The organism is Amycolatopsis anabasis, from assembly GCF_009765355.1.
GTDB lineage: Bacteria > Actinomycetota > Actinomycetes > Mycobacteriales > Pseudonocardiaceae > Amycolatopsis > Amycolatopsis anabasis.
Window position 1 is genome coordinate 212186 of record NZ_VTHK01000011.1, and the last position, 19189, is coordinate 231374.

Here is a 19189-nt window from a genome sequence, read left to right on the forward strand (position 1 = left end):
CGCTGACCAGCCACTAAGGCGGTGTGACAGGACTGCGCAGACCGTCAGCCGCAAACTGGGGCGCGCCCTGGAGTGGGAAACTGGCTTCCGGCTGGGTGGGCTGGGGAGTCCCCCCAGCCGGAAGCGGGCCGGTGGTGTGAACCCGGAATAGGGTAGCCATTTTTAGAAAGGTGCCGAGGTGGCGGACCACTGCGTTTCGGCGACTCGGCAGGCCGCGCGGAGACGGGCCGTGCTGGCGGCCGCGGTGGGGACATTGCTCGAATACTACGACTATTATCTTTTTGGCCTGGCTGCGAGTGTGGTTTTCCCGAAGGTGTTCTTTCCCGCCGGTGATCCGGTCGCGGCTGAATTGGCGTCGTTCGCCACGTTCGCGGTCGGGTTCGTTTTACGGCCGGTCGGCGGAATCGTGTTCGGTCATATCGCGGATCGGGTGGGCCGGAAAACGGCGCTGATCATAACCATTGTGCTGATGGGGGTGGCCACGATGCTGATCGGAGTGCTGCCCGGGTACCGGCAGATCGGGCTGTGGGCGCCGATTCTGCTGGTGGTGCTGCGCCTGGTTCAGGGGCTTTCCACCGGCGGTGAGATGGGCGGGGCGACTTCGCTTGCGGTCGAGCACGCGCCGCCGCACCGGCGCGGGTTGTACGGTTCGTTGCTGCTTTCCGGGGCGGGGGTCGCGTTGTTCGTTTCCGCCGGGTTGATGGACGCCTTTTCCACCTTGCCGGACGAGCAGTTCCTTTCCTGGGGCTGGCGGGTGCCATTCATGCTCAGCGGGCTCCTGCTGGTGGCCGGCCTGCTGATCCGGTCGAGGGTCCTGGAGACGCCGGAATTCGAGCGGGTCCGGGGCCGACGGGCGAAACGGGCCCGCTGGCCGCTGCTGGCCGTGCTGCGGCGGCCGCGCAGCCTGGTCTTCGGCATCATGTTCGGCTTCGCCAACAGCATCGGCGGTTATGTGGTGACCACCTATGGCACCGCGTACCTGCACGGCCGGGGGTTCTCCGCGACGATGGCGTACACCGCCACGATGGTGGCCGCCGGGGTGGAGGTGGTGATCGCGCCGGCCTGGGGCCTGCTGTCCGACCGGATCGGGCGGCGGCCGGTGTTCCTCGGCGGCTGCCTCGGGCTGGCACTGGCCATTTTCCCGGTGTTCTGGCTGTTCGACACCGGTGATCCGGTGTTGGTCTGCCTGGCCATGGTGCTCGGCTTCTCCGGCTGCGTGATCGCGATGTCCGCGCTGTCTCAGACGATCCTGTCCGAGCTGTTCGACACCACGGCCAGGGCGACCGGGATCGGCCTGGGCTACCAGTTCACCGCGGTGCTCGCCGGTGGATTCGCGCCGGCGATCTGCACCGCGCTGGTGGCGGCTGCGGGCGGCGCGGCGTGGGGCGTCTGTCTGTACGTGATCGGAGCCTGCGTGCTCAGCACGTTCGCGATCTTCCGGTTGCCGGACCGCGCGGGTGACCCGTTGCCGGTCACCACCGACCAGAGGAGCGGCGGATGAGCCTGATCGGGTACGTCAGTGACGAACGTTATCTCGCCCTGCCGCAAGTGGCAGTGGAGATCACCGACGGGCGCCGGCACTGGTGGACGCGGTCGACCGCGAGCGGCGCGATTCACGTCGACCTGCCGCCCGGCGATTACCGGGTCACCCTGGCCAGGGACGGGTACGGGGCCAAGCATGCCGACGCCTGGCTGGGTTCTGGGCGGCCGCACCAGTTCCGGCTGCTGTCCGACCGGATTCTGGGCTATGTATGGCCGAAGTGGGTCCGGGCCGGGGACCGGGGAGAATTCCGGGTGCACAGCCCGGAGCCGTACCGGCTGAGCTTGTGGCGTCATGGCGCGGAGGCCGAACCGGAACGGCTGATCGGCTGGTTCGACGAGCACGCGCCCCGCGCCACCGTGCAGGTGACCCCGGACGGCGACTACACCGGTGACGGCGTGCGCTTCAACGAGCAGGGCTACACCGATCCCGCGCATCGCCAGTACCTGTCCGCGCCCGGACGCGGCGGGCTGTACTTCTTCCGGGCCGAAGGCGAATCCGGGGCGCGTTTCTCCTTCCCCTGGGTAGTCGCGCCCGGCCGACCCGGTTCGCCGATCGCGGTGCTCGCCTCCACCAACACCTGGAACGCCTACAACAATTTCGGCGGCCGGAGCAACTACGTCAACGCCGCCGGCCTGCCGGACGCGCCGGTTCTGGTGCCCCGCCGGGAAATGCGCCGATACCAGGAGTCGGGTTTCAGCGAACACGAGCACCCGGACGAGGCATACCCGCCGCTGTCCTTCGACCGGCCGGAGCCGCTGAACCAGATTGATCCGGGCGACCGTCCGGAGGACCCGATCCGGGGCCGCCAGCCCTGCCATCTCGCGGCGGCCGAATGGCGGCTGATCAGCTGGCTGGAGCGCTCCGGCTACCGGCACGACCTGTACGCCGATGCCCATCTGCATGACGGCACGCTGAACCTGGACGACTACCGGGTGTTGGTGCTGAACTCGCATCCGGAGTACTGGTCCCGGCAGATGTATTCCGCGGTGCATTCCTGGGTGCACGAACGCGGCGGCAAACTCGCCTACCTGGGCGGCAACGGCGTCGACTGCGAGGTCGAGTTCACCGAGGCGAACACCGCGTTGCGGTTCCGCACCCAGGCTGCCGGGGCGCACGAGAGCCGGATACACCGCAGCTTCCGGCCCACCTCAGGGCTGCTCGGTGTGGTGTTCACCAGCGCGGGCGCGATGACCGGCGCGCCGTACGAAGTATGCGATCCGGATCATTGGGCGTTCACCGATACCGGCCTGGCCGCCGGCGACCTGTTCGGCGTCCGGAGCCTGCACGAACGGTGCCCCGGCGGGGCGTCCGCGCACGAGACCGACAAGACCGGCCGCCACACCCCGCCCGGAACCCGGTTGCTGGCCCGCGGCCGCAATCCCGGCGAAGGCGGCGCCGAGATCGTCAGCTTCCGAACCGGCAGCGGCGGCGAGGTGTTCTCCGCCGGTTCCATTGCCTGGCCCGCCGCGGTGCTGGTGGACGACGTGGTCTCCACCATCACCCGCAATGTCCTGGACCGTTTCCTCGCCGGGGCACCACTGCCCTGAATGACACTTTCGGGACGTTCACCGTCCGCAACGCGTCGTTCACGACGCTCAACGTCCGTTATGCGTCGTTCAGGGCAGCGCCCTTCCCAGTGTGGTAACCGATTTCCCGGGCGAGTGCCCGGGCCTGGTCGTGCAGGACGCGGGCGTCACCGTGCTGCCCCAGCCGTTCGCGGACCATCCCGAGGCCGCGCAACGCGTCGACCTCTCGCGCGCGATGGCCGATTTCGCGGGCCAGCGCCAGGGCCTGCCGGTGATGGGCAAGGGCGTCTTCGTAACGGCCGAGCCGTTCGCAGACCAGGCCCAGCCCGCACAACGCATAGCTTTCGTCGGCACGGTTGCCGACCTCCCGGGCGATGGCCAGGGCTTCACGGTGGTGGGCAAGGGCGTCCTGGTAACGGCCGAGCCGTTCGCAGACCAGGCCCAGCCCGCACAACGCATAGCCTTCCCCGGCGCGATGCCCGATTTCGCGGGCGATGGCCAGGGCTTCACGGTGGTGGGAAAGAGCATTCCGGTAGTGGCCGAGGTGCCGGTGCACCTCGCCGAGGCGGCAGCGGGCATAGCCTTCGTGTGCCCGGTGGCCGATCTGGCGGGCCAGGTCCAGGGCCCGGCGGTGCTGTTCGAGGGCGGCGGGATAGTCCCCCAGTCGATTGTGGACGACGCCGAGTTCGCACCGGGCAAAGCATTCCCCGGCGCGGTGCCCGATTTCGCGGGCGATCGCCAGGGCCTGGTGGTGGTGCGCAAGGGCTTCGTGGTACTGCCCCAGGCGTTCGCAGGCGACGCCGAGGTGGGCCAGCGCGTCGCTCTCACCGGCCCGGTCGCCGATGTCGCGGGCGATCGCGAGGGCCTGCCGGTTGGCCGAGATCGCCTCCCGGTAACGCCCGAAAAGCCCATGCATGACACCGAGATCGCGTAACGCATCGCCTTCGTGGCCGTGTTCACCGGCCGCCCGGAAGAGCACCATCGCCTGCTGGTGACAGGCAAGTGCCCGCTCGTACCGATCGAGCCGGTAGTAGTCGTGGCCGAGCCGGCGCAGCGCCCGTCCTTCGTCGATCCGGTCGCCGGTGTCGCGGGCGGCGGTCAGGGCATGGGTGTCGAGGGTGAGCGCGTCCGCGAGGTGATTGCGCAGGTGGAGATAGGGTCCGAGGAGCCGGGAAAGCCGGTCGGCGTGGGCTTGGCCGGCGGCGGCCAGCAGATTGGGCCGTTCGGTGTCCAGCCAGGCCAGGGCCTGGTCGTAATCGCACAATTCCCGGCCCGGAGCGGGCAGTTCGCCCCGGCGATCCCGCTCGTGGGGGGCGAGGGTGTGCACGGCCTTCGCGGTGGTGCGGAGGTAGTAGTCCAGCAGGCGGGTGATCGCGGCCTGCCGTTCGGCCTCCGGTTCGTGGTCCTGGACCGTGGCGCGGGCGTAGTGCCGCAGGAGATCGTGGAACCGGTAGCGCCCCGGCATCGGCTGTTGCAGGACATGCACATCGACCAGCGCCTCGAGAAGCCGTTCGGTGGCGTCGAGATCGTCGTCGCCCAGCGCCGCCGCGGCGTGGGCGTCCAGGTCCGGGCCCGGATGCAGGCCGAGTAGCCGGAACAGGCGTTGCTGCTCGCCGGTCAGCTGCCGGTAGGACAGCGAGAACGCGGCGGCCACACTGCGATCCCCGGCGGACAGCTCGGCCAGCCGCCGCTGTCCCCGGCGGAGCCGGTCGGTCAGGTAACGCAGGGACCACGCCGGGCGGGTGCGTAACCGTGCGGCGGCGATCCGCAGAGCCAGCGGCAGGCGGCCACACAGCCGCACCGCTTCGTCGACGCTGTCCGGGTCTACGGCGAGGCGGTCGTCGTCCACGATGCGGGTGAACAGCTCGACCGCGTCGGTCCGCGGGAGCACGTCCAGGGACAGCGTGTGGGCGTCGAGGTCGACCATCCGGCGGCGACTGGTGATCAGCGTCAGGCAGCGGGCCGTGCCCGGCAGCAGCGGCCGCACCTGGTCGGCGTCGGCGGCGTTGTCCAGCACCACCAGCGCCGCGCGATCGGCCAGTTCCGCCCGCCACAGTCCGGCGCGGGCAGCCAGTTCGCCGGGTATCCGCTCGCCGGGAACGCCAAGTGCCCGCAGCAGGGTGTCCAGCGCGGCCAGTGGCTCGGTGGGCCGGTGGCCGGCGGTGTGGCCGTGCAGGTTGATGAACAGCTGCGCGTCGGGATAGCGCTCGATCAGCCGGTGGGCCACGTGCACGGCCAGTGCCGTCTTGCCGACCCCGGCGCTGCCGTCGATCGCCTCCACCACCGCCGCCGTTGCCGGCCCCGTCCCGGCGGCCGCGAGCAACCGGCGCAGTTCGGCTTCGCGGCCGGTGAAATCCTGGACATCACCGGGCAGCGTGTTGCGGCCCGGTGGCGCGGGCGTGGCCAGCGCGGGGTCCCCGCGCAGGATCCGCTCATGCAGTCGCCGCAGCTCCTCCCCGGGGTCGATGCCCAGCTCGTCGGCGAGGCGGCGGCGCCCGTCCTGGAAGACGTCCAGGGCGGCGGCCTGGCGCCCGCACCGGCAGAGGGCGAGCATGAGCAGCGCCCGGAGCCTTTCCTGCAGCGGGTGACCAGTCACCAGCCGGGTGAGCTCGGCGATGCTCTCCGCGGTCCGACCCCGATCCAGATTGATGGTGGCCCGGAGCTCGAGCGCACCGAGGTGCCGCTCCTGCAACCGTTGCCGTTCGGCCTCCAGCAGCGGGCCGTCCAGTCCGCCGAACGGTTCCCCGCGCCAGAGCGCGAGGGCGGCGTCGACCTGATCTGCCGCGCCCGGCAGATCACCGGTGCGGTACCGCTCGCGGGCCGCGTCGAGGTGTCGTTCGAAGGCAACGAGGTCGAGATCCGCCGGATCGCCGCGCAGCAGATAACCGGCTTTGGTGAAGACCAGCGGTGGTTCCGCCGGTGCGGCATCGGCCCGCAGCACCCGGCGGAGACGGCTGACATAGGTCTGCACGGCGTTGCGGGCATCGCGCGGACCGCGGTCGCCCCATACCCCGTCGACGATCTTGTGCACCGGAACCGGCCGGTTCAGTTCCAGCACCAGCACCGCGAGTACTGCCTGCTGCCTGGCCCAGCCCAGTTCGATTTTCCGGCCGGTCCGCCAGGCGGTGAGCGGTCCCAGCACGGAAAACCGGATATCCGACGACGTCATCGGCCCCGCCTCCCCAGCGGACCAGCGTAGAAGACCGATCCGGAGACGAACAGCGCCGAACGAGCGACCGCGATTCCTTTCCAGTGCCGGGTCGGTCGGTATTGGCGAGAGATTTCCCGGACACCGTTGAGAGGAAGAGACATGAACGACGCCAATGCCACGCGCGCGTCATGACTACCACCGTCCCTGTTCCACAGGTGCGACACAACGCTCCTTCGAGTGGACCTTAGGCCGAGAATTGCAGAGTCGGAATTTCACCCAGCTCGCTGCCTCCATATGGGCATGAATAGATGCTCCGTGCAGGTGGTGTTCGTCCGGAACACGCGGAGCTTAGGCCGTGAGCCGACAGACTGAACCTCATGAACGGCAAGACCGGTGTCCATAATGAGGCCGGTGATGGGGTGACCGGTTCGGTGGTGCAGGCCGGGTCGATCCAGCACGTCTCGTTGACCGGCGCAGGCCATGGTGACCCTGGACGGGCTGGGTCGCCTCCGCGACAGTTGCCGTTGGCGATCCGGGATTTCACCGGTCGCGCCGAGTACGTGACCGCTCTGGACGCGCTCCTGCCCGCCCACGATGAGAGCGGTGGTTCGAGCGCGGTGGTGATCTCGGCGGTGGACGGCGCAGCGGGGATCGGCAAGACCACGCTGGCGGTGTGGTGGGGGCATCGGGTGCGGGACCGGTTCCCCGACGGCACCCTGTACTTCAACCTGCGCGGGTACGGGCCCGGAACCCCGGCCAACGTGAGCGAAGTGCTGGAAAGCTTCCTGCGCGGGCTCGAGGTACCCGCGGGCGCGATACCGAACGATGTGGAGGCGCGGGCCGCGCTGCTCCGGTCGTTGCTGGCCGGGCGGCGGCTGCTGATGGTGCTGGACAACGCCGAAGGCGCCGACCAGGTCCGCCCGCTGCTGCCCGGAACCCCGGGCTGCGCGGTACTGGTGACCAGCCGGGACAGCCTCACCGGCCTGGTGGTCACCGAAGGCGCGCACCGCCTCACCCTCGACCTGCTCACCGCGTCCGAAGCGGACGAACTGGTGCGCGGCATCATCGGACCGGTACGCGCGGCGGCCGAACCCGGTGCGGTGGCCGACCTGATCCGGCTCTGCGCCCGGTTACCGCTGGCATTGCGGATCGCCGCAACCCGTGCCACCGGCCCGCACGCCACGGTCGCCGACGTCGTCGCTGACCTGGCGAACGACCGGTACCGGCTGGACGCGCTGAGCTGGGGCCGCGACGAGAAAGCGGCGGTGCGGAGGGTGTTCGACTGGTCCTACCGTCGCCTCTCCCCCGAACAGGCACGCCTGCTCCGGCGCCTGAGCCTGCACCCCGGACCCGAAATCGGCCTGCACGTCGCAGCCGCGATCGCGGACCAAGACCTCGGCCTCACGCGGCGGCAGCTCGACACGCTCGCCGAGGCGCACCTGATCGAACCGGCCGGGCGAGCCCGTTACCGCTTTCACGACCTCCTACACGACTACGCCGTCGAACGTGCCCGGGGCGACCCCGCCGCGGAGCGGAACCACACTCGGAACCGCGTACTGCGGTGGTACGCCTGGCACGCCATCACTGCCTACCAGGTCCTGCATCCCGCACACGCATCCTGGAATCCCGCACTGAACGCCGCGACTCGCACCACTCCCGAGATCACCTTCACCGGTCCCGAGCGGGCATGGGCATGGCTCGACACCGAATCCGTCAACCTGGTCGCCGCGACCAGATCAGCCGATCAGCAGAATCTGCACCAGTTCACGGCCCTCCTCTCCCACACCACCGGCATCACGCTGTTCTGGCGGCGGGACTGGGACACCCTGCTCGACAACCATCAGCGGGGGCTGGACGCGGCCCGCCGCGGCGGTGACCGCATCGTGGAAACCCACGCCCTGCTGAACCTGGGCGCGGTCTACCGGGCGAACGGCCGATGGCGAGACGCCACGGAGATGTACCTGGAGGCCCTACACCTGGCTCGTGCACTCGGCAACCCATGGCTCGAAGCGAACGCGCTCAACGATCACGGCGTGCTGTATCTCGACCAGAAGCGGTACACCCGGGCGCGGGAATGTCTGCGGGCAGCGTTACCACTGAGCACCGGAGCGCAGAACGGGCGTCTGGAAAGCGTTATCGAAGGCAACCTCAGCACCGCGTACACCGGGATGGGGAAATACGAGCTGGCCCTCCGGCACGCCGAACGAGCCCTGCCCCTGCGCCAGCAGCTCGGCGACCACGGGGGCGAGGCCACCAGCCTGCACCAGATAGCCAAAGCCAGGCAGGGCATGGAGCAACATCGGGAGGCGGTGGCACTGTGCGAACAAGCCCTCGCCATCGAATCCCATCAACGCTACCCGCCCGAGACCGCCGTCATCTTGGAAACACTCGGCACCTCGCTGCGCCATCTGGGCGATATCGGAGGCGCACTCGGCTGCTGGCGTGATGCCCTGGCCATTTACGACAAGTTCAGCGATCACCACGCTCCGGCTCTAAGAGAACGGCTCCGTACCCTGAGAGAGGTCAGACACTGACTCATGCTCTCAGCGCTGGACCTGGCCAACGAAGTATTCGCCGATGTACGACGTTGTTCCGCCACGACGAGCAGCCCCGGGGCCACCGAAGCTCTCCTCAGCCGCGAAGTTCGCCAGGGTGCTCACTGGACGTCCCCAAACAGGACGTTCTCCGAAGACGTTTACGAAATTCCGCGTGGTTGTTTACACGGTCACTCTGATCGTGGGTTCACGCGGCAGTTGGTGTGGAGGTATCGGGCAGTGCCGTTGGTGAAGTCGTAGATCGCGACCGTCTGGGCGTCCTCCACCGGATCCGTCGACGGCATCAGGAAATGTGCCTCGCTTATTGGGAGCAGCTCGTATCTGATGCGGTCTGGTTTCTGGAGGAACTCTGCCTGCATCGGGTCGAGGACCAAGGTCAGGGACAGCTTTCCGTCTTCGGCTGATACCTCGTACCGGGCGCCGGGGCGCTCGTAGACGCCCTCATACCTGGACAGGTCGAGGTTCAGCGCCGGGTCCGGTGCGGGTAGGTCCGGGATGGTGACCGTGCCGAGGTCGGTCAGGATCTCGTTGAACACCTTGCGGTAGAAGCTTTCCCGCGGTCCGCCGTTGGTCAGCATCGCGATGGCGGTGTTGGAGTCCGGCACGAGCCGGAGCCGGGCGTTCTGACCGATCGTGCTGCCGTCGGTCGCGTAGGCGGTTTGGCCGTGCCAGTCACACACGATGAGGCCGAGTGCCCATTCCGGCCCGAACAGGTACGGATCCGGTACGGGCACCCGCGAACGCGTCATCTCCCGGATGCTGGTGGCCGAGATGATGCGCTGTCCGTTTGGCGCCGTGCCTTCGTTGAGCAGGACGTGTGCCATGGCGAGCACCTCGCGAGTCGTCGAGGTGATGTTGCCGCCGGGGCCGAAGGCTCGCGGCAGATGGTCGATCGGTGTGACGATGGGGCCCTCGTCCAGGGAGCGGAGCAGGTGCCCGGTCGCGGCCCGGGTTTCGTCCACCTGCTCCCGCCGGCTGTTCGTGCTGGTCAGGCCCATGGGGGCGAAGAGACGCTCCCGCATGAGGTCGTCCCAGCGTTTGCCGTCGAGTACTTCCAGGATCCGCGCGAGAATCGCGTAACCCAGCGCCGCGCTGTAACCGTGGGTGTGGCCCAGCGGGAAGACCTGGGGCGCGTCGGCGATGTTGTCGACCATGCGCTCGTAGACGTCGTCGTCTTCGCCGGGATCGCCGTAGGCTTCCTCGATGCCGTTGGTGTGGTTCAGCAGGTGGCGAGGGGTGACCTGGGCGCTGGTCTCGGGATCGGCCACCGTGAAGCCGGGCAGGTAGGTCCGCACCGGCTCGTCCAGATCGACTTTCCCCTCGTCGACGAGCTGCATGAAGGCCAGCGCGGTCCACGTTTTGGTCATGGAGCCGCACTGGTAGACGGTGTCCGAGGTCGCGGGTTCCCGCGTTTCCACGTTCCTGACGCCGACCGCAAGCTCGGCGAGCTCGCCGCCGTGGAGCACGCCGATCGCGGCGCTCGGGATACCGTACTCCGCCAGGAGTTCGGCGACCCGGGCTTGAATCCGCGGCACGTCGATTGTCATCGCGGGAGACCGACCGCGTTCGCGGCGTCGGCTTCGAAGTACTCCGTCGTGGCGTAGGCGCCGGCGTGTGCCTCGAAGAGCTCCCGGACCCCGCCGATGGAGTCGTGGGCGAGGATGTTCACCGCCTTGGCCCCGTCCGTGCTCGCGACCGCCAGCGTCCACTTGGCGCCCTTGGGGAGCTTCGCGTGTGCCTTCTTCAGGCCATCCCAGAACTTGCCGTCGTCCGAGACGGTTGACACGGCCATTACCTGCATCGTCCGCTTCCTCTCTTTCCGGATGAGCAAAAGCTACGTTGCGTTTCAGAAGTCGTCAATGAGATGAGCACGTAAAAACACTTAGGAAAAGCCAATCGTTGCAACATGATTGTGAATGAACGCAATTACCCTGCCCGGGCCGTTGCAATGTACTGTGGCTGAACGCAAAGGAGGTGTGCCGGTGCCAGGAGGCAGGCTGACCCATGAGGACCGCCGACGGATCGAGGTCTGGCTGGCCGACGGGCTCGGGTACGCCGAGATCGGCCGACGCCTCGGCCGGCCAACGTCCACGATCAGCCGCGAGGTCGCACGCAACAGCGCGCCCGGTGATTACCTGGCCGACCACGCGCAGCAGGTCGCCGGCCACCGTGCCCACCGACGCAAACCGGCCCGGCCCGCCGAACCGGCGACCGACGGGCAGCCGACCGAGGCAGCGCGCGGCTTCGTGGACCAGTTCGCAACGCTGCTCGCCGCGACCGGGCTACCCCGGATGACCGCCCGGGTGTTCGCCTGCCTGCTCACCGCAGACGCCAGCGGCCTGACCGCGGCCGACCTAGTGCGCCGGCTCCAGGTCAGCCCAGCGTCGGTCTCCAAGTCCATCGCCCACCTCGAAGCCATGGAACTGGTGGTGCGCCAACCGGATCCCGGCGGGCGCCGCGAGCGGTACCTCATCGACGACGACGTCTGGCTCCGGGCGTGGCAGGCCGACACCGGCGCACACGGCGAAATCGCGACCGCCGCCCAGTGGGGCAGCGAAATCTTCGGCACCGACACGACCGCCGGCGCCCGACTCGGCAGGATGGGCCAATTCTTCAGCCGGCTCAGCGAGCAGATGAGCGGCAGCACCCTCACCGAGACCGCGGTGTACGACGCGTTGACCGTGCTCGCCGCCCTCGTTCACGCCGGTCGACCGCTCACCCTCGACACGCTGGCCACCGCACTCGGCTGGCCCCGAGACCGCACCACCGACGCGCTGGAAACGATCCAACGTCGACCAAGCATCGCCGATCCCCTCGCCCTACGGCCCGTCGGGCCAGAGACCTACATCCTCACCCCGAGACCGGACCGGCTGAGCCCGGCGCAACGTGCAGCACTCGAGAAGTGAGCCACCCAAGCCTGCGGCCCGCCGCAGGGGGATATGAACCAGGGTCTCCGTCCGCACCTCACGGACAGAGACCAGTTGGTCAGTCGACCGTTCGGCCAGGCCATGACACCGAAACGCCTGTAATCGGCATCTCCGGACGTTCGATCGCCGTCGCCATGACCGGTCCGCAAGGCGGGTCTGGAACATGTTCTCGCGGTGGATCACCTGTTGCCGGTGGGCCCACGACTGACAACGTGGTGGTCCCTTCACACGGCTCTGTCTCACTGGCAGGCGACACAACGATGGTGTCGGATACCACCGGTCAGCAATCCAACGAGCGCCGGGTATCCCTGCCGGCGGGACAAGCCCGCCGCGTTGCCGTCCGAGCATCTCTCGGCGGCGATCTTGTTCAGTGCCGCGGTCACCCGGGATGTCAGCCCCGTAGAACGTCTTGAGCGCCGTGGCACCGTGCTCAGCGGTGTGGTTTGCCGAAGAGGATGCTCATGGTGTCGACGAAGAGATCCTCGAGCTCGGGTAGCGCTTGGGCGCCCCGGGTGTGCAGGCAGTCGCGGATACGTTCGGCGGTGCCGCCGATGTAGAGGTCGAAAACCTCCGGGGGGAGGTTCTGGATGGCGGGGTCCTGCCGACGGGCCCGGCGGTGGAGCCGGCGGAAGATCTCGGCGAATCCGGCGTTGATGGCCGTGGTGCGTTGAATGACCGCGGGGCCGGCGGAGAAGGTTTCGATGTAGAGCGACCAGGCGACCGCCGGGTTGCCGGCCAGGGCGCCCAGGAACGCGCGCCAGGACTGCCGGACGCGTTCGAGCCAGTCATCCTTGGGCAGGGTGTCCAGGACGGTGTTCATCTCGGCGCCCACCTGCGCGACGGCGCCGTCGAAGGCGGCGAGGAAGCACGCCTCCTTGCCGGTGAAGTGCTCGTAGAAGGTGCGGCGGGAGATTTCGGCGCGCTCGACCACGTCGCCGATGGTGGTCGAGGGGTAGCCCTTCTCGGCGACCGCCGCGAACAGGGCGTGCACGATGCGCTCGCGCTGCGAGGAGGCGACGTCCTCCCGGCTCAGCCCGTGCCGGCCGCTGGGCAGGCGCCGACCGGCACGGTGACGGGGTCCGCCGCCTGTCTTCTCCGGCCCGGCAACCACCGCGTCACCTTATCATCTCCGGAAGTTATCACCCTTTCATGGTTGTTCCGGGCGGCACCTCGAACCAGGATGCACATTTCCGCGTTATCCCTCGAACATGCTTGCACGCGCTGTTCTGGAAACAGTACCGTACCTCGGGTATCGGACAGTTTCTGAAAGCGATAGGAGTGCTTTGTCGTGCGCACACGAACCATCCGGACAAAGAGTGTTGCCCTCGGTTTCGCCACCGCTTGCTGCGCTTTGATCATGACAGCGAGCCCGAGCTACGCCGCCCCGATGAAAATCGCCTACGACACCGTCGGCGAAACCCATCTCGCGGGCTTGGATGCGAAACTCCCGCTGGGCCCCGGCCAGACCGACGTAGAGGTCGACCTGCAGTCGGGCAAGCTCGGGGCGAAGATCACACTGCCGGAAGCCCGCACGGACTTCACCCTGTTCGGTTTCCTCCCCACGCACGCCAAAATCAAGATCACCCAGGCGTCGGACCTCGCCGGAACCTTCCAGGCCGGTGCCGTGAACGTCGCCGGAGATTTCGGAATTCAGATTGTCGAGGTCGGCCACTTCGGTATCGGTATCCCGATGCAGAATTGCAAGACGACGGCACCGGTGCGGATCGCACTCAAGTCCGAAGGAAGCTTCAACCCGACCGCGGGCGGCAGGCTGACCGGAAAATACCAAATCCCCAAGTTCGCCGACTGCGGGATCGACACCGAAATCATCAACGGCCTGGTCACCGGCAAGGACAACCCCATCACCGTCGACCTGGCGGCCAAGAAGTAAGGACAGGCCGCCCTGCCGGTCGCTGCGGCAGTCGGCGGCCCCCAGGCGACGCGGCAACCGGCCCCCGGCGTCCACGGGCGTGGACGACCAGCCCCCGGGATGTCCGGTCGCCGCGTCGCCTGGACCCGGTGGGTGTGCTCGGCGAACCTGCAGTCGCCGAGCACACCCACCTCCGGCTCGGATGAACACCTCGTCCAGCGGTGGGCGACGCCACGTGGCCCGTGTCGTTGGTGGTGAGGTAGCGCCAGTCGAGATGAGGCATGATTCGTCGGTGGTGACGGCGTCTCGTGTTGGCGAACCCGATGTCCACGACGGTACGCCCACGGCTACGACACCAGGACGTCCAGCCGACCCTGTTCGTCGTCGATCCGATCCACCAGTGCCCGCACCTGCCCTGACACCAGATGATCAACCGCGACCGCGATCCCCACACCCCCGGCCGCGGTCACCAGCGCGGCGGTCTCCTCGATCGTCTCCGCGCGGCCCATCTCCGAACGCTGCTCCCGCGTGCTGCGCCCGGTCACATACACCGTCGCCCCGGCAGCACCCAACTCCACCGCGATCGCACGACCCGCACCACGCGTCGCCCCCGCAACCAGAATGACCTTCCCCGTCAACACCTCTCTCATGGAACCGATCGTGGCAGGCCACACCGACAGAACCGGGCCACGAGAACGCCACACCTCGCCCCGCCGCTCCCCCAATCCAGGGTTCAAGGCCAAGTCTGATGAGGAAAGGGCGGGCGTGAACCGAAGGGTTGCTCAGGTACCGGCCCTGAGGTTGGTCAGCACCATTTCCGTGAACCTCGTACATCTGGGTCAGGCCGTCGGTCACCCCGGTCAGGTAGGCCAGGTCGACGATCGCGTGGGGGGAACTCTTCGTCCAGCCGCAACCGGGCCCCGCGGCGTTGTCCGTTTTCCTCGCGGGCGGCACCTCCCCCAGCAGTTCCGTCAACTGCGCCGGGGTCAGCGATCCGTCGCACGGATGCTTCTCGAACACCGAAGCGGGCAGCGGGTTCGTGACCTTCGGCGCGCCGTTGCGCGGTAGCGGGGCGGAACTGGTGACCGTGGCCGGCGTCGCCGCCCCGTGCGGTGCGTCGGGTTGCCGTGCAGGCGGTCGCGGCCGCCGTAGCCACCAGTGCTGTGCACAGCGCCCGGCGCAGGTCCTTGAACACGGTTGTGATCCTGGTCTGCGCTGGGGGCTCGGTCGTGTGGAGGCGTTCCGCCACCTAGGCTGGCGCGTTGTTCGGCGAACCTTGGGAAAGGGCCTGGGATGATGACGCGAGCGGCGCAGTGGGGTGGCTGGTCGATACGCGGCCCTGAGTCCCGCCCGGGTCGCGCTGAGATTGTGGAGACCGGGTTGCCGCTGGGGCCGCTGGAGTCGGCGCGGATTCCGGTCGCCCGCAGCGGCCGCGGTGTGAAATGGCATGTGCTGGCCGCCCAGAAGTGGGCGCGGTGCTCGTTCGCCGCGGAGATCGAGCACGGCGACCAGGTTGCGCTGCTGGATCTGGAGGACGTGTGTCAACGGTGCGGCCGGCTGCTCGTGGACGAATTGCCCGCGGCCGCGGCGGCCTATTACCGGGTCGTGCTGTATGTGGTGCGCGCCCGCCGCTGGGTGGCCGGGCTCGCGGCCGCCGCGCCCACCATGACCTGGCTGGCTCTGTCCCATTGGCGCGCGAACAGCCCGTTCTCCCGTGACGCGGCCTGGCGCGACGCGGTCGACCAGCTGTCTGGTTTGGACGCGGCACAGCTGCGCACCACCGCCAGCCGGGTGTGGCAGGAATTGGCCGAGCAGGCGGAGCGGGCGCTGGCCACGGGTGTGGAAGTGGCCGGAGCGGCGGGGATCGCGGCGTATGCCGCGCACGCCCGCACCCGGCTGGACCAGGACCGTGAGATCGCCGAACAGTCGCGGCGGATCTCCGCGATCGCAGCCGACGGTGTCGTTCTGCCGTACAACGTCTGGATGCTCGCCTCGACCGCGTGGGAGCAAGCGGTCGCCGCCGGAGCGGATGAGGAAGCGACCCGCGCGGCCATGCTCACCGCGGTCGAACACCGCTACCGGAACCGGCCCGTGCGGGACGTGTCGCTGCTGCCGGACCCGGCCACCACGACGGGCACGGGGTACCGCTCCCCCGCCGACTGGGCCGCCGCGGAATTCGCTCACCTGCGCGCCACGACCGTCACGCACTGGGCAGACAGGCTCGACAGCTCCTTGCGGGACACCGAACTCGCCGCCCGGGACGACCAGGAACGGCTGTTGCTGATCACCCCCTGGCCGCCGCTTCAGGAACGCGACGCCGAGATCGCCTACTTGATCCAGTACCCCCACCTGCTCCGGTTCAGTGCCGACCCCTCCCGCTTGCACCGCCTTCCCGGCCCTCGGCCCTGGCCGATGGATCCGCGCACGGAAAAACGCACCGCGGTCCCGGCCGCGGTGCTGCGCGTGCCCGGCGCCGCGGCCCGGCACGCGGTCACGGCCGCGGCCCAGACCGGACACCACGTCCACATCGCCGACGACGTCGCCCCGGAACTCGACACCCCGGCGTGCGCGGAGGCAGCGCGGGAGTTGGCGCGGACGGTCGCGTTCTACCTGGACGGCGACGCCGATGATGACCCGAGCCAGACCCCGTCGCCGGAAGTTGCGCAGCGACGCCGAGACCTACGCCGCACCGCGCTGCCCGGCATACCGCACCGAAGCATGGACGGCGACAAACCCATCACACCGCGCGAACTCGCCCGGAGCTGGTCACTCGGCGCGTTCGCGTGGATCCCGGACGAACCGCCGCCCCCACCGGGCGTGATCCCCCTCGACAGCACCACGATGCCGCAGGAACTGGGCACGCTGGACGGGTTGGCGCGCCTGGCCGACCACCCCCTCCGCCACGACCGGCCCGTCCTGGCCACCGTGGAAACCGGGCGCTTCCCCCACACCCGCATCATCGACCTCACCGCGCCCTTGACCGCGGTCACCGCCGACGGGATACACCTCGCCCCGCATGAGGACGACATCGTCACCGTGCCGCCACACCGGATCGTCGCCGTCCGCATGCCACACCGCTGAGCGCAGCGTGTGGCGGCGGTTGAACCAGGCCGACCGGATGCCGCTCCGGTTCCGGCCCTCGGGCACAGACCTGGCCGGGTGGGCGGGGGCTGCTCCGCGGAGACGTGCCCCGGATCGTCGAGGAGGCCTGGGCGGGGTCGGTGCCGACGCTCAGACCCGGGGAGTGTGTTCAGGGCTGGGGGTGAGCGCGTCCTGCAGCGCCGCCCGTGCGCCGCGCAGGGCGAGGCGGAGCTGGTCTGGTGTGCGGCGGATCTGGGCAAGCAGGAGGCCGCCCTGGATGGCGGCCATGGTGAGGTCGGCCAGCTCCGTCACGTCCGCGTCCGGGCGCAGTTCGCCCGACTCCTGCATCCGGCGCAGGCCCGCGATGAGGGGTGCTTCCCAGCGAGCGAAGGCGTCCACGAACGCTTGTCGGGTGAGGTCGTCCTGGCCGCCGAGCTGGGCGGCCAGCGAGCCGATCGCGCAGCCGCCCACCGCGTCCTGGCGTGTCCCGTTGGCCACGATCGCGTCGAACCAGCGGTCGATCCCGGCGAGCGAGTCGACTGCCAGGAGCAGAGGTTCCTGCGCGGCCAACACCGTGTCCACAGTGGAATGAACCACGGAGCGGATGAGATCGTCCCGGTCGTCGAAGTAGTGGTAGAGCTGGCTGCGGCCGACCCCCGCGGCGCGTTCGACATCGTCCAGCGTCACCGCCGCGACGCCGCGCTGCTGGATCAGGTCTGCCGCCGAATCGAGGATGCGCTTTCGGGTCGCGCGCCCCCGCGCGGTGGTCGGTAGGTGTCCCATGCCCCTCCTCCGTGTTCTGTACCCCACAATACAGAGACTCTGTACTCGCTGATACAGTCAGGCATACCTTTCTGTACTGCGCGATACAGTCCACTGGGAGGAACGATGCGCCGGTTCGCGGTGACGAACACACGGGTCTTCACCGGGACACACGTAGCCGATGCCTCGGTGGTCGTGGTCGAGGACGGGACGATCGCCGAGGTCGGCCACGAGGTCCCCGAGGGGGTGGAGGAGATCGGCGGCGGGGGCGGGACCCTGCTGCCGGGACTGATCGACGCCCACACCCACACAGACGAAGACGGTCTGCGCACGGCTCTGCGCTTCGGCGTGACCACCGAGCTGGACATGATGTCGGTGCCGGAGGTGATGGACCCGGTACGGCAGAAAGTGCGGACCGAGTTCGATCTGGCCGACGTCCGCACCGCCTCGTGGGGCCTCGCCCACCCCGACGGACATCCCCACCAACTGCGGCGCGGCCTGGGCGACCCGGTGTGGCCCACCGCCACCGTCCCGAGCGAGGCGTCTGCTTTCGTCGCGGGGCGCCTGTCCGAGGGCGCGGACTACATCAAGATCATGGTCGAGGATGGCGCCGCGTTCGGCACGTCGCTGCCGGTGGTGCCGCCCGAGGTCGTGGCCGCGGCTGTCGAGGCGGCTCACCAGCGCGGGGTGATGGCCCTGGTCCACACCCTCAGTGCCACGGCTACCCGGGTGGCGGTCGAGGCGGGCGCGGACGGTGTGACCCATCTGCACTATGACGAGGTCATCAGCGACGATCTGATCCTCCGGCTGCGCGACCAGGGCATGTTCGTCATCACCACCCTGGCCGTCACCGCCTCCGGCGCCGCCGACGGCGCCGGCCCACGCCTGAGCGCCGACCTGCGGGTGGCATCCCGCCTGGACGCGGCGTGGCGCGACAACCTGGGGCGGGAGTTCGCCTGGAACGCCCACCTGCCCAACGCCCTGCGCTCGGTCGGGCTGCTGCACGCCGCCGGCGTCGAGGTCCTGGCCGGTACCGACGCCGCCCACCTCGGCGCCCCGGGCCTCGCGCACGGCGCCAGCCTGCACGACGAACTGCGCCTGCTCGAAGCCGGCGGGCTGAGCCCGGTCGAGGCGCTCACCGCGGCGACACGGCGCACCGCCGACCGCTTCGGCCTGACCGACCGCGGACGGATCGAGCCCGGCGCCGCGGCGGACCTGGTACTCGTCGACGGTGACCCGACCACACAGCTCTCCTCGACACTGAACACCCGCGCGGTGTGGCGCCGCGGGCACCGCCTGGCACCGGCCAAGGCGACGGCAGAGCATGACGCCTGAGCACTCGCTGGTTGACGTCCACGCCCACCTCACCACCCCGCCCGACATCCAGCAGCCCGCATCCGACGGTTCTCGAACGCCCTCGACAAGGAGCCGCATAACGCGCGTCGATGACCGACGTTGGCGCGCAACCCCGCCTTGTGGAGGCTCGCCCGCGGGCACATTCAGCCGTACGTGGCTGGACACATCCGCGCGTACGCCGACGACAACGCCCACCACAGCCCGGCTGGTTTAGCTCCGCGGGCCGCGCCGGCTATGCGGGATGGGCCTGGTAGTGCGCGGCGCGGATCACGGCGTGATCTGCTCAGCGGTCCGCGAGGTGCTCAGCCCGGTCTGCACCCCAGGCCCTCGTCGACCTCGCGCACAGCAACCGCCCGTCGGCCAGCACGACCACATAGGTCACCAGGCGCGCCACAACCCGCCTCCTTCGTCGTCTGTC

At 69.2% G+C, this 19189-nt stretch carries 12 protein-coding genes and 1 pseudogene; 7 read left to right on the forward strand and 6 right to left on the reverse strand.

Annotated features, from left to right (window positions below; all coding sequences use genetic code 11):
• Positions 1-229 precede the first annotated feature (229 nt).
• Together FXO23_RS17255 and FXO23_RS17260 are read left to right on the forward strand one after the other, a co-directional pair.
• Positions 230-1501: an MFS transporter gene (locus FXO23_RS17255; RefSeq protein WP_246257445.1), complete on the forward strand. Its 1272-nt coding sequence runs from the start codon at positions 230-232 to the stop codon at positions 1499-1501.
• Positions 1498-3090: a carboxypeptidase-like regulatory domain-containing protein gene (locus FXO23_RS17260; RefSeq protein ID WP_158886015.1), complete on the forward strand. Its 1593-nt coding sequence runs from the start codon at positions 1498-1500 to the stop codon at positions 3088-3090. Before FXO23_RS17255 ends, FXO23_RS17260 begins: the two co-directional genes overlap by 4 nt.
• Before the next feature lie 58 nt (positions 3091-3148).
• On the opposite strand, the gene FXO23_RS17265 is transcribed toward FXO23_RS17260, so the two are convergent.
• On the reverse strand, positions 3149-6238 hold the full coding sequence (locus FXO23_RS17265; protein ID WP_158886017.1) for an AfsR/SARP family transcriptional regulator: 3090 nt from the start codon (positions 6236-6238) through the stop codon (positions 3149-3151).
• 359 nt (positions 6239-6597) lie between these two features.
• Here FXO23_RS17265 and FXO23_RS17270 point away from each other — a divergent pair, with 359 nt between their 5' ends.
• Positions 6598-8754, forward strand: a complete 2157-nt coding sequence (locus FXO23_RS17270) for an ATP-binding protein (RefSeq protein ID WP_158886019.1) — start codon at positions 6598-6600, stop codon at positions 8752-8754.
• 191 nt (positions 8755-8945) lie between these two features.
• Here FXO23_RS17270 and FXO23_RS17275 read toward each other — a convergent pair whose 3' ends face one another.
• Together FXO23_RS17275 and FXO23_RS17280 are read right to left on the reverse strand one after the other, a co-directional pair.
• On the reverse strand, positions 8946-10322 hold the full coding sequence (locus FXO23_RS17275; protein WP_158886021.1) for a serine hydrolase domain-containing protein: 1377 nt from the start codon (positions 10320-10322) through the stop codon (positions 8946-8948).
• Positions 10319-10567 (reverse strand): hypothetical protein, encoded by a 249-nt coding sequence (locus tag FXO23_RS17280; protein ID WP_246257394.1) that lies wholly within the window; start codon positions 10565-10567, stop codon positions 10319-10321. Before FXO23_RS17280 ends, FXO23_RS17275 begins: the two co-directional genes overlap by 4 nt.
• Positions 10568-10757: 190 nt before the next feature.
• Between FXO23_RS17280 and FXO23_RS17285 the strand changes: the two genes are divergently transcribed.
• Positions 10758-11681 carry a MarR family transcriptional regulator gene (locus tag FXO23_RS17285; RefSeq protein ID WP_158886025.1) on the forward strand — a complete coding sequence of 308 codons (924 nt, stop codon included), beginning with the start codon at positions 10758-10760 and terminating at the stop codon, positions 11679-11681.
• Positions 11682-12132: 451 nt separating this feature from the next.
• Here FXO23_RS17285 and FXO23_RS17290 read toward each other — a convergent pair whose 3' ends face one another.
• On the reverse strand, positions 12133-12813 hold the full coding sequence (locus tag FXO23_RS17290) for a TetR/AcrR family transcriptional regulator (RefSeq protein WP_158886027.1): 681 nt from the start codon (positions 12811-12813) through the stop codon (positions 12133-12135).
• A gap of 276 nt (positions 12814-13089) precedes the next feature.
• Here FXO23_RS17290 and FXO23_RS17295 point away from each other — a divergent pair, with 276 nt between their 5' ends.
• A complete protein-coding gene (locus FXO23_RS17295) occupies positions 13090-13593 on the forward strand; it encodes a hypothetical protein (protein ID WP_158886029.1) in 504 nt (167 codons plus the stop codon).
• A 329-nt stretch (positions 13594-13922) separates the two neighbouring features.
• On the opposite strand, the pseudogene FXO23_RS17300 reads toward FXO23_RS17295, so the two are convergent.
• Positions 13923-14222 (reverse strand): annotated as a pseudogene (locus FXO23_RS17300) (SDR family NAD(P)-dependent oxidoreductase); the annotation flags it as partial.
• Between the two features lie 718 nt (positions 14223-14940).
• Here FXO23_RS17300 and FXO23_RS17305 point away from each other — a divergent pair.
• Complete coding sequence (locus FXO23_RS17305) at positions 14941-16653, forward strand: hypothetical protein (RefSeq protein ID WP_158886031.1); 1713 nt, start codon at positions 14941-14943, stop codon at positions 16651-16653.
• A 150-nt stretch (positions 16654-16803) separates the two neighbouring features.
• Here the strand turns inward: FXO23_RS17305 and FXO23_RS17310 are convergent, their stop codons facing one another.
• Complete coding sequence (locus FXO23_RS17310) at positions 16804-17436, reverse strand: TetR/AcrR family transcriptional regulator (RefSeq protein WP_158886033.1); 633 nt, start codon at positions 17434-17436, stop codon at positions 16804-16806.
• Positions 17437-17541: 105 nt separating this feature from the next.
• Between FXO23_RS17310 and FXO23_RS17315 the strand changes: the two genes are divergently transcribed.
• Positions 17542-18750, forward strand: coding sequence for an amidohydrolase family protein (locus FXO23_RS17315; protein WP_158886035.1), 1209 nt, complete (start codon positions 17542-17544; stop codon positions 18748-18750).
• Positions 18751-19189: the final 439 nt, after the last annotated feature.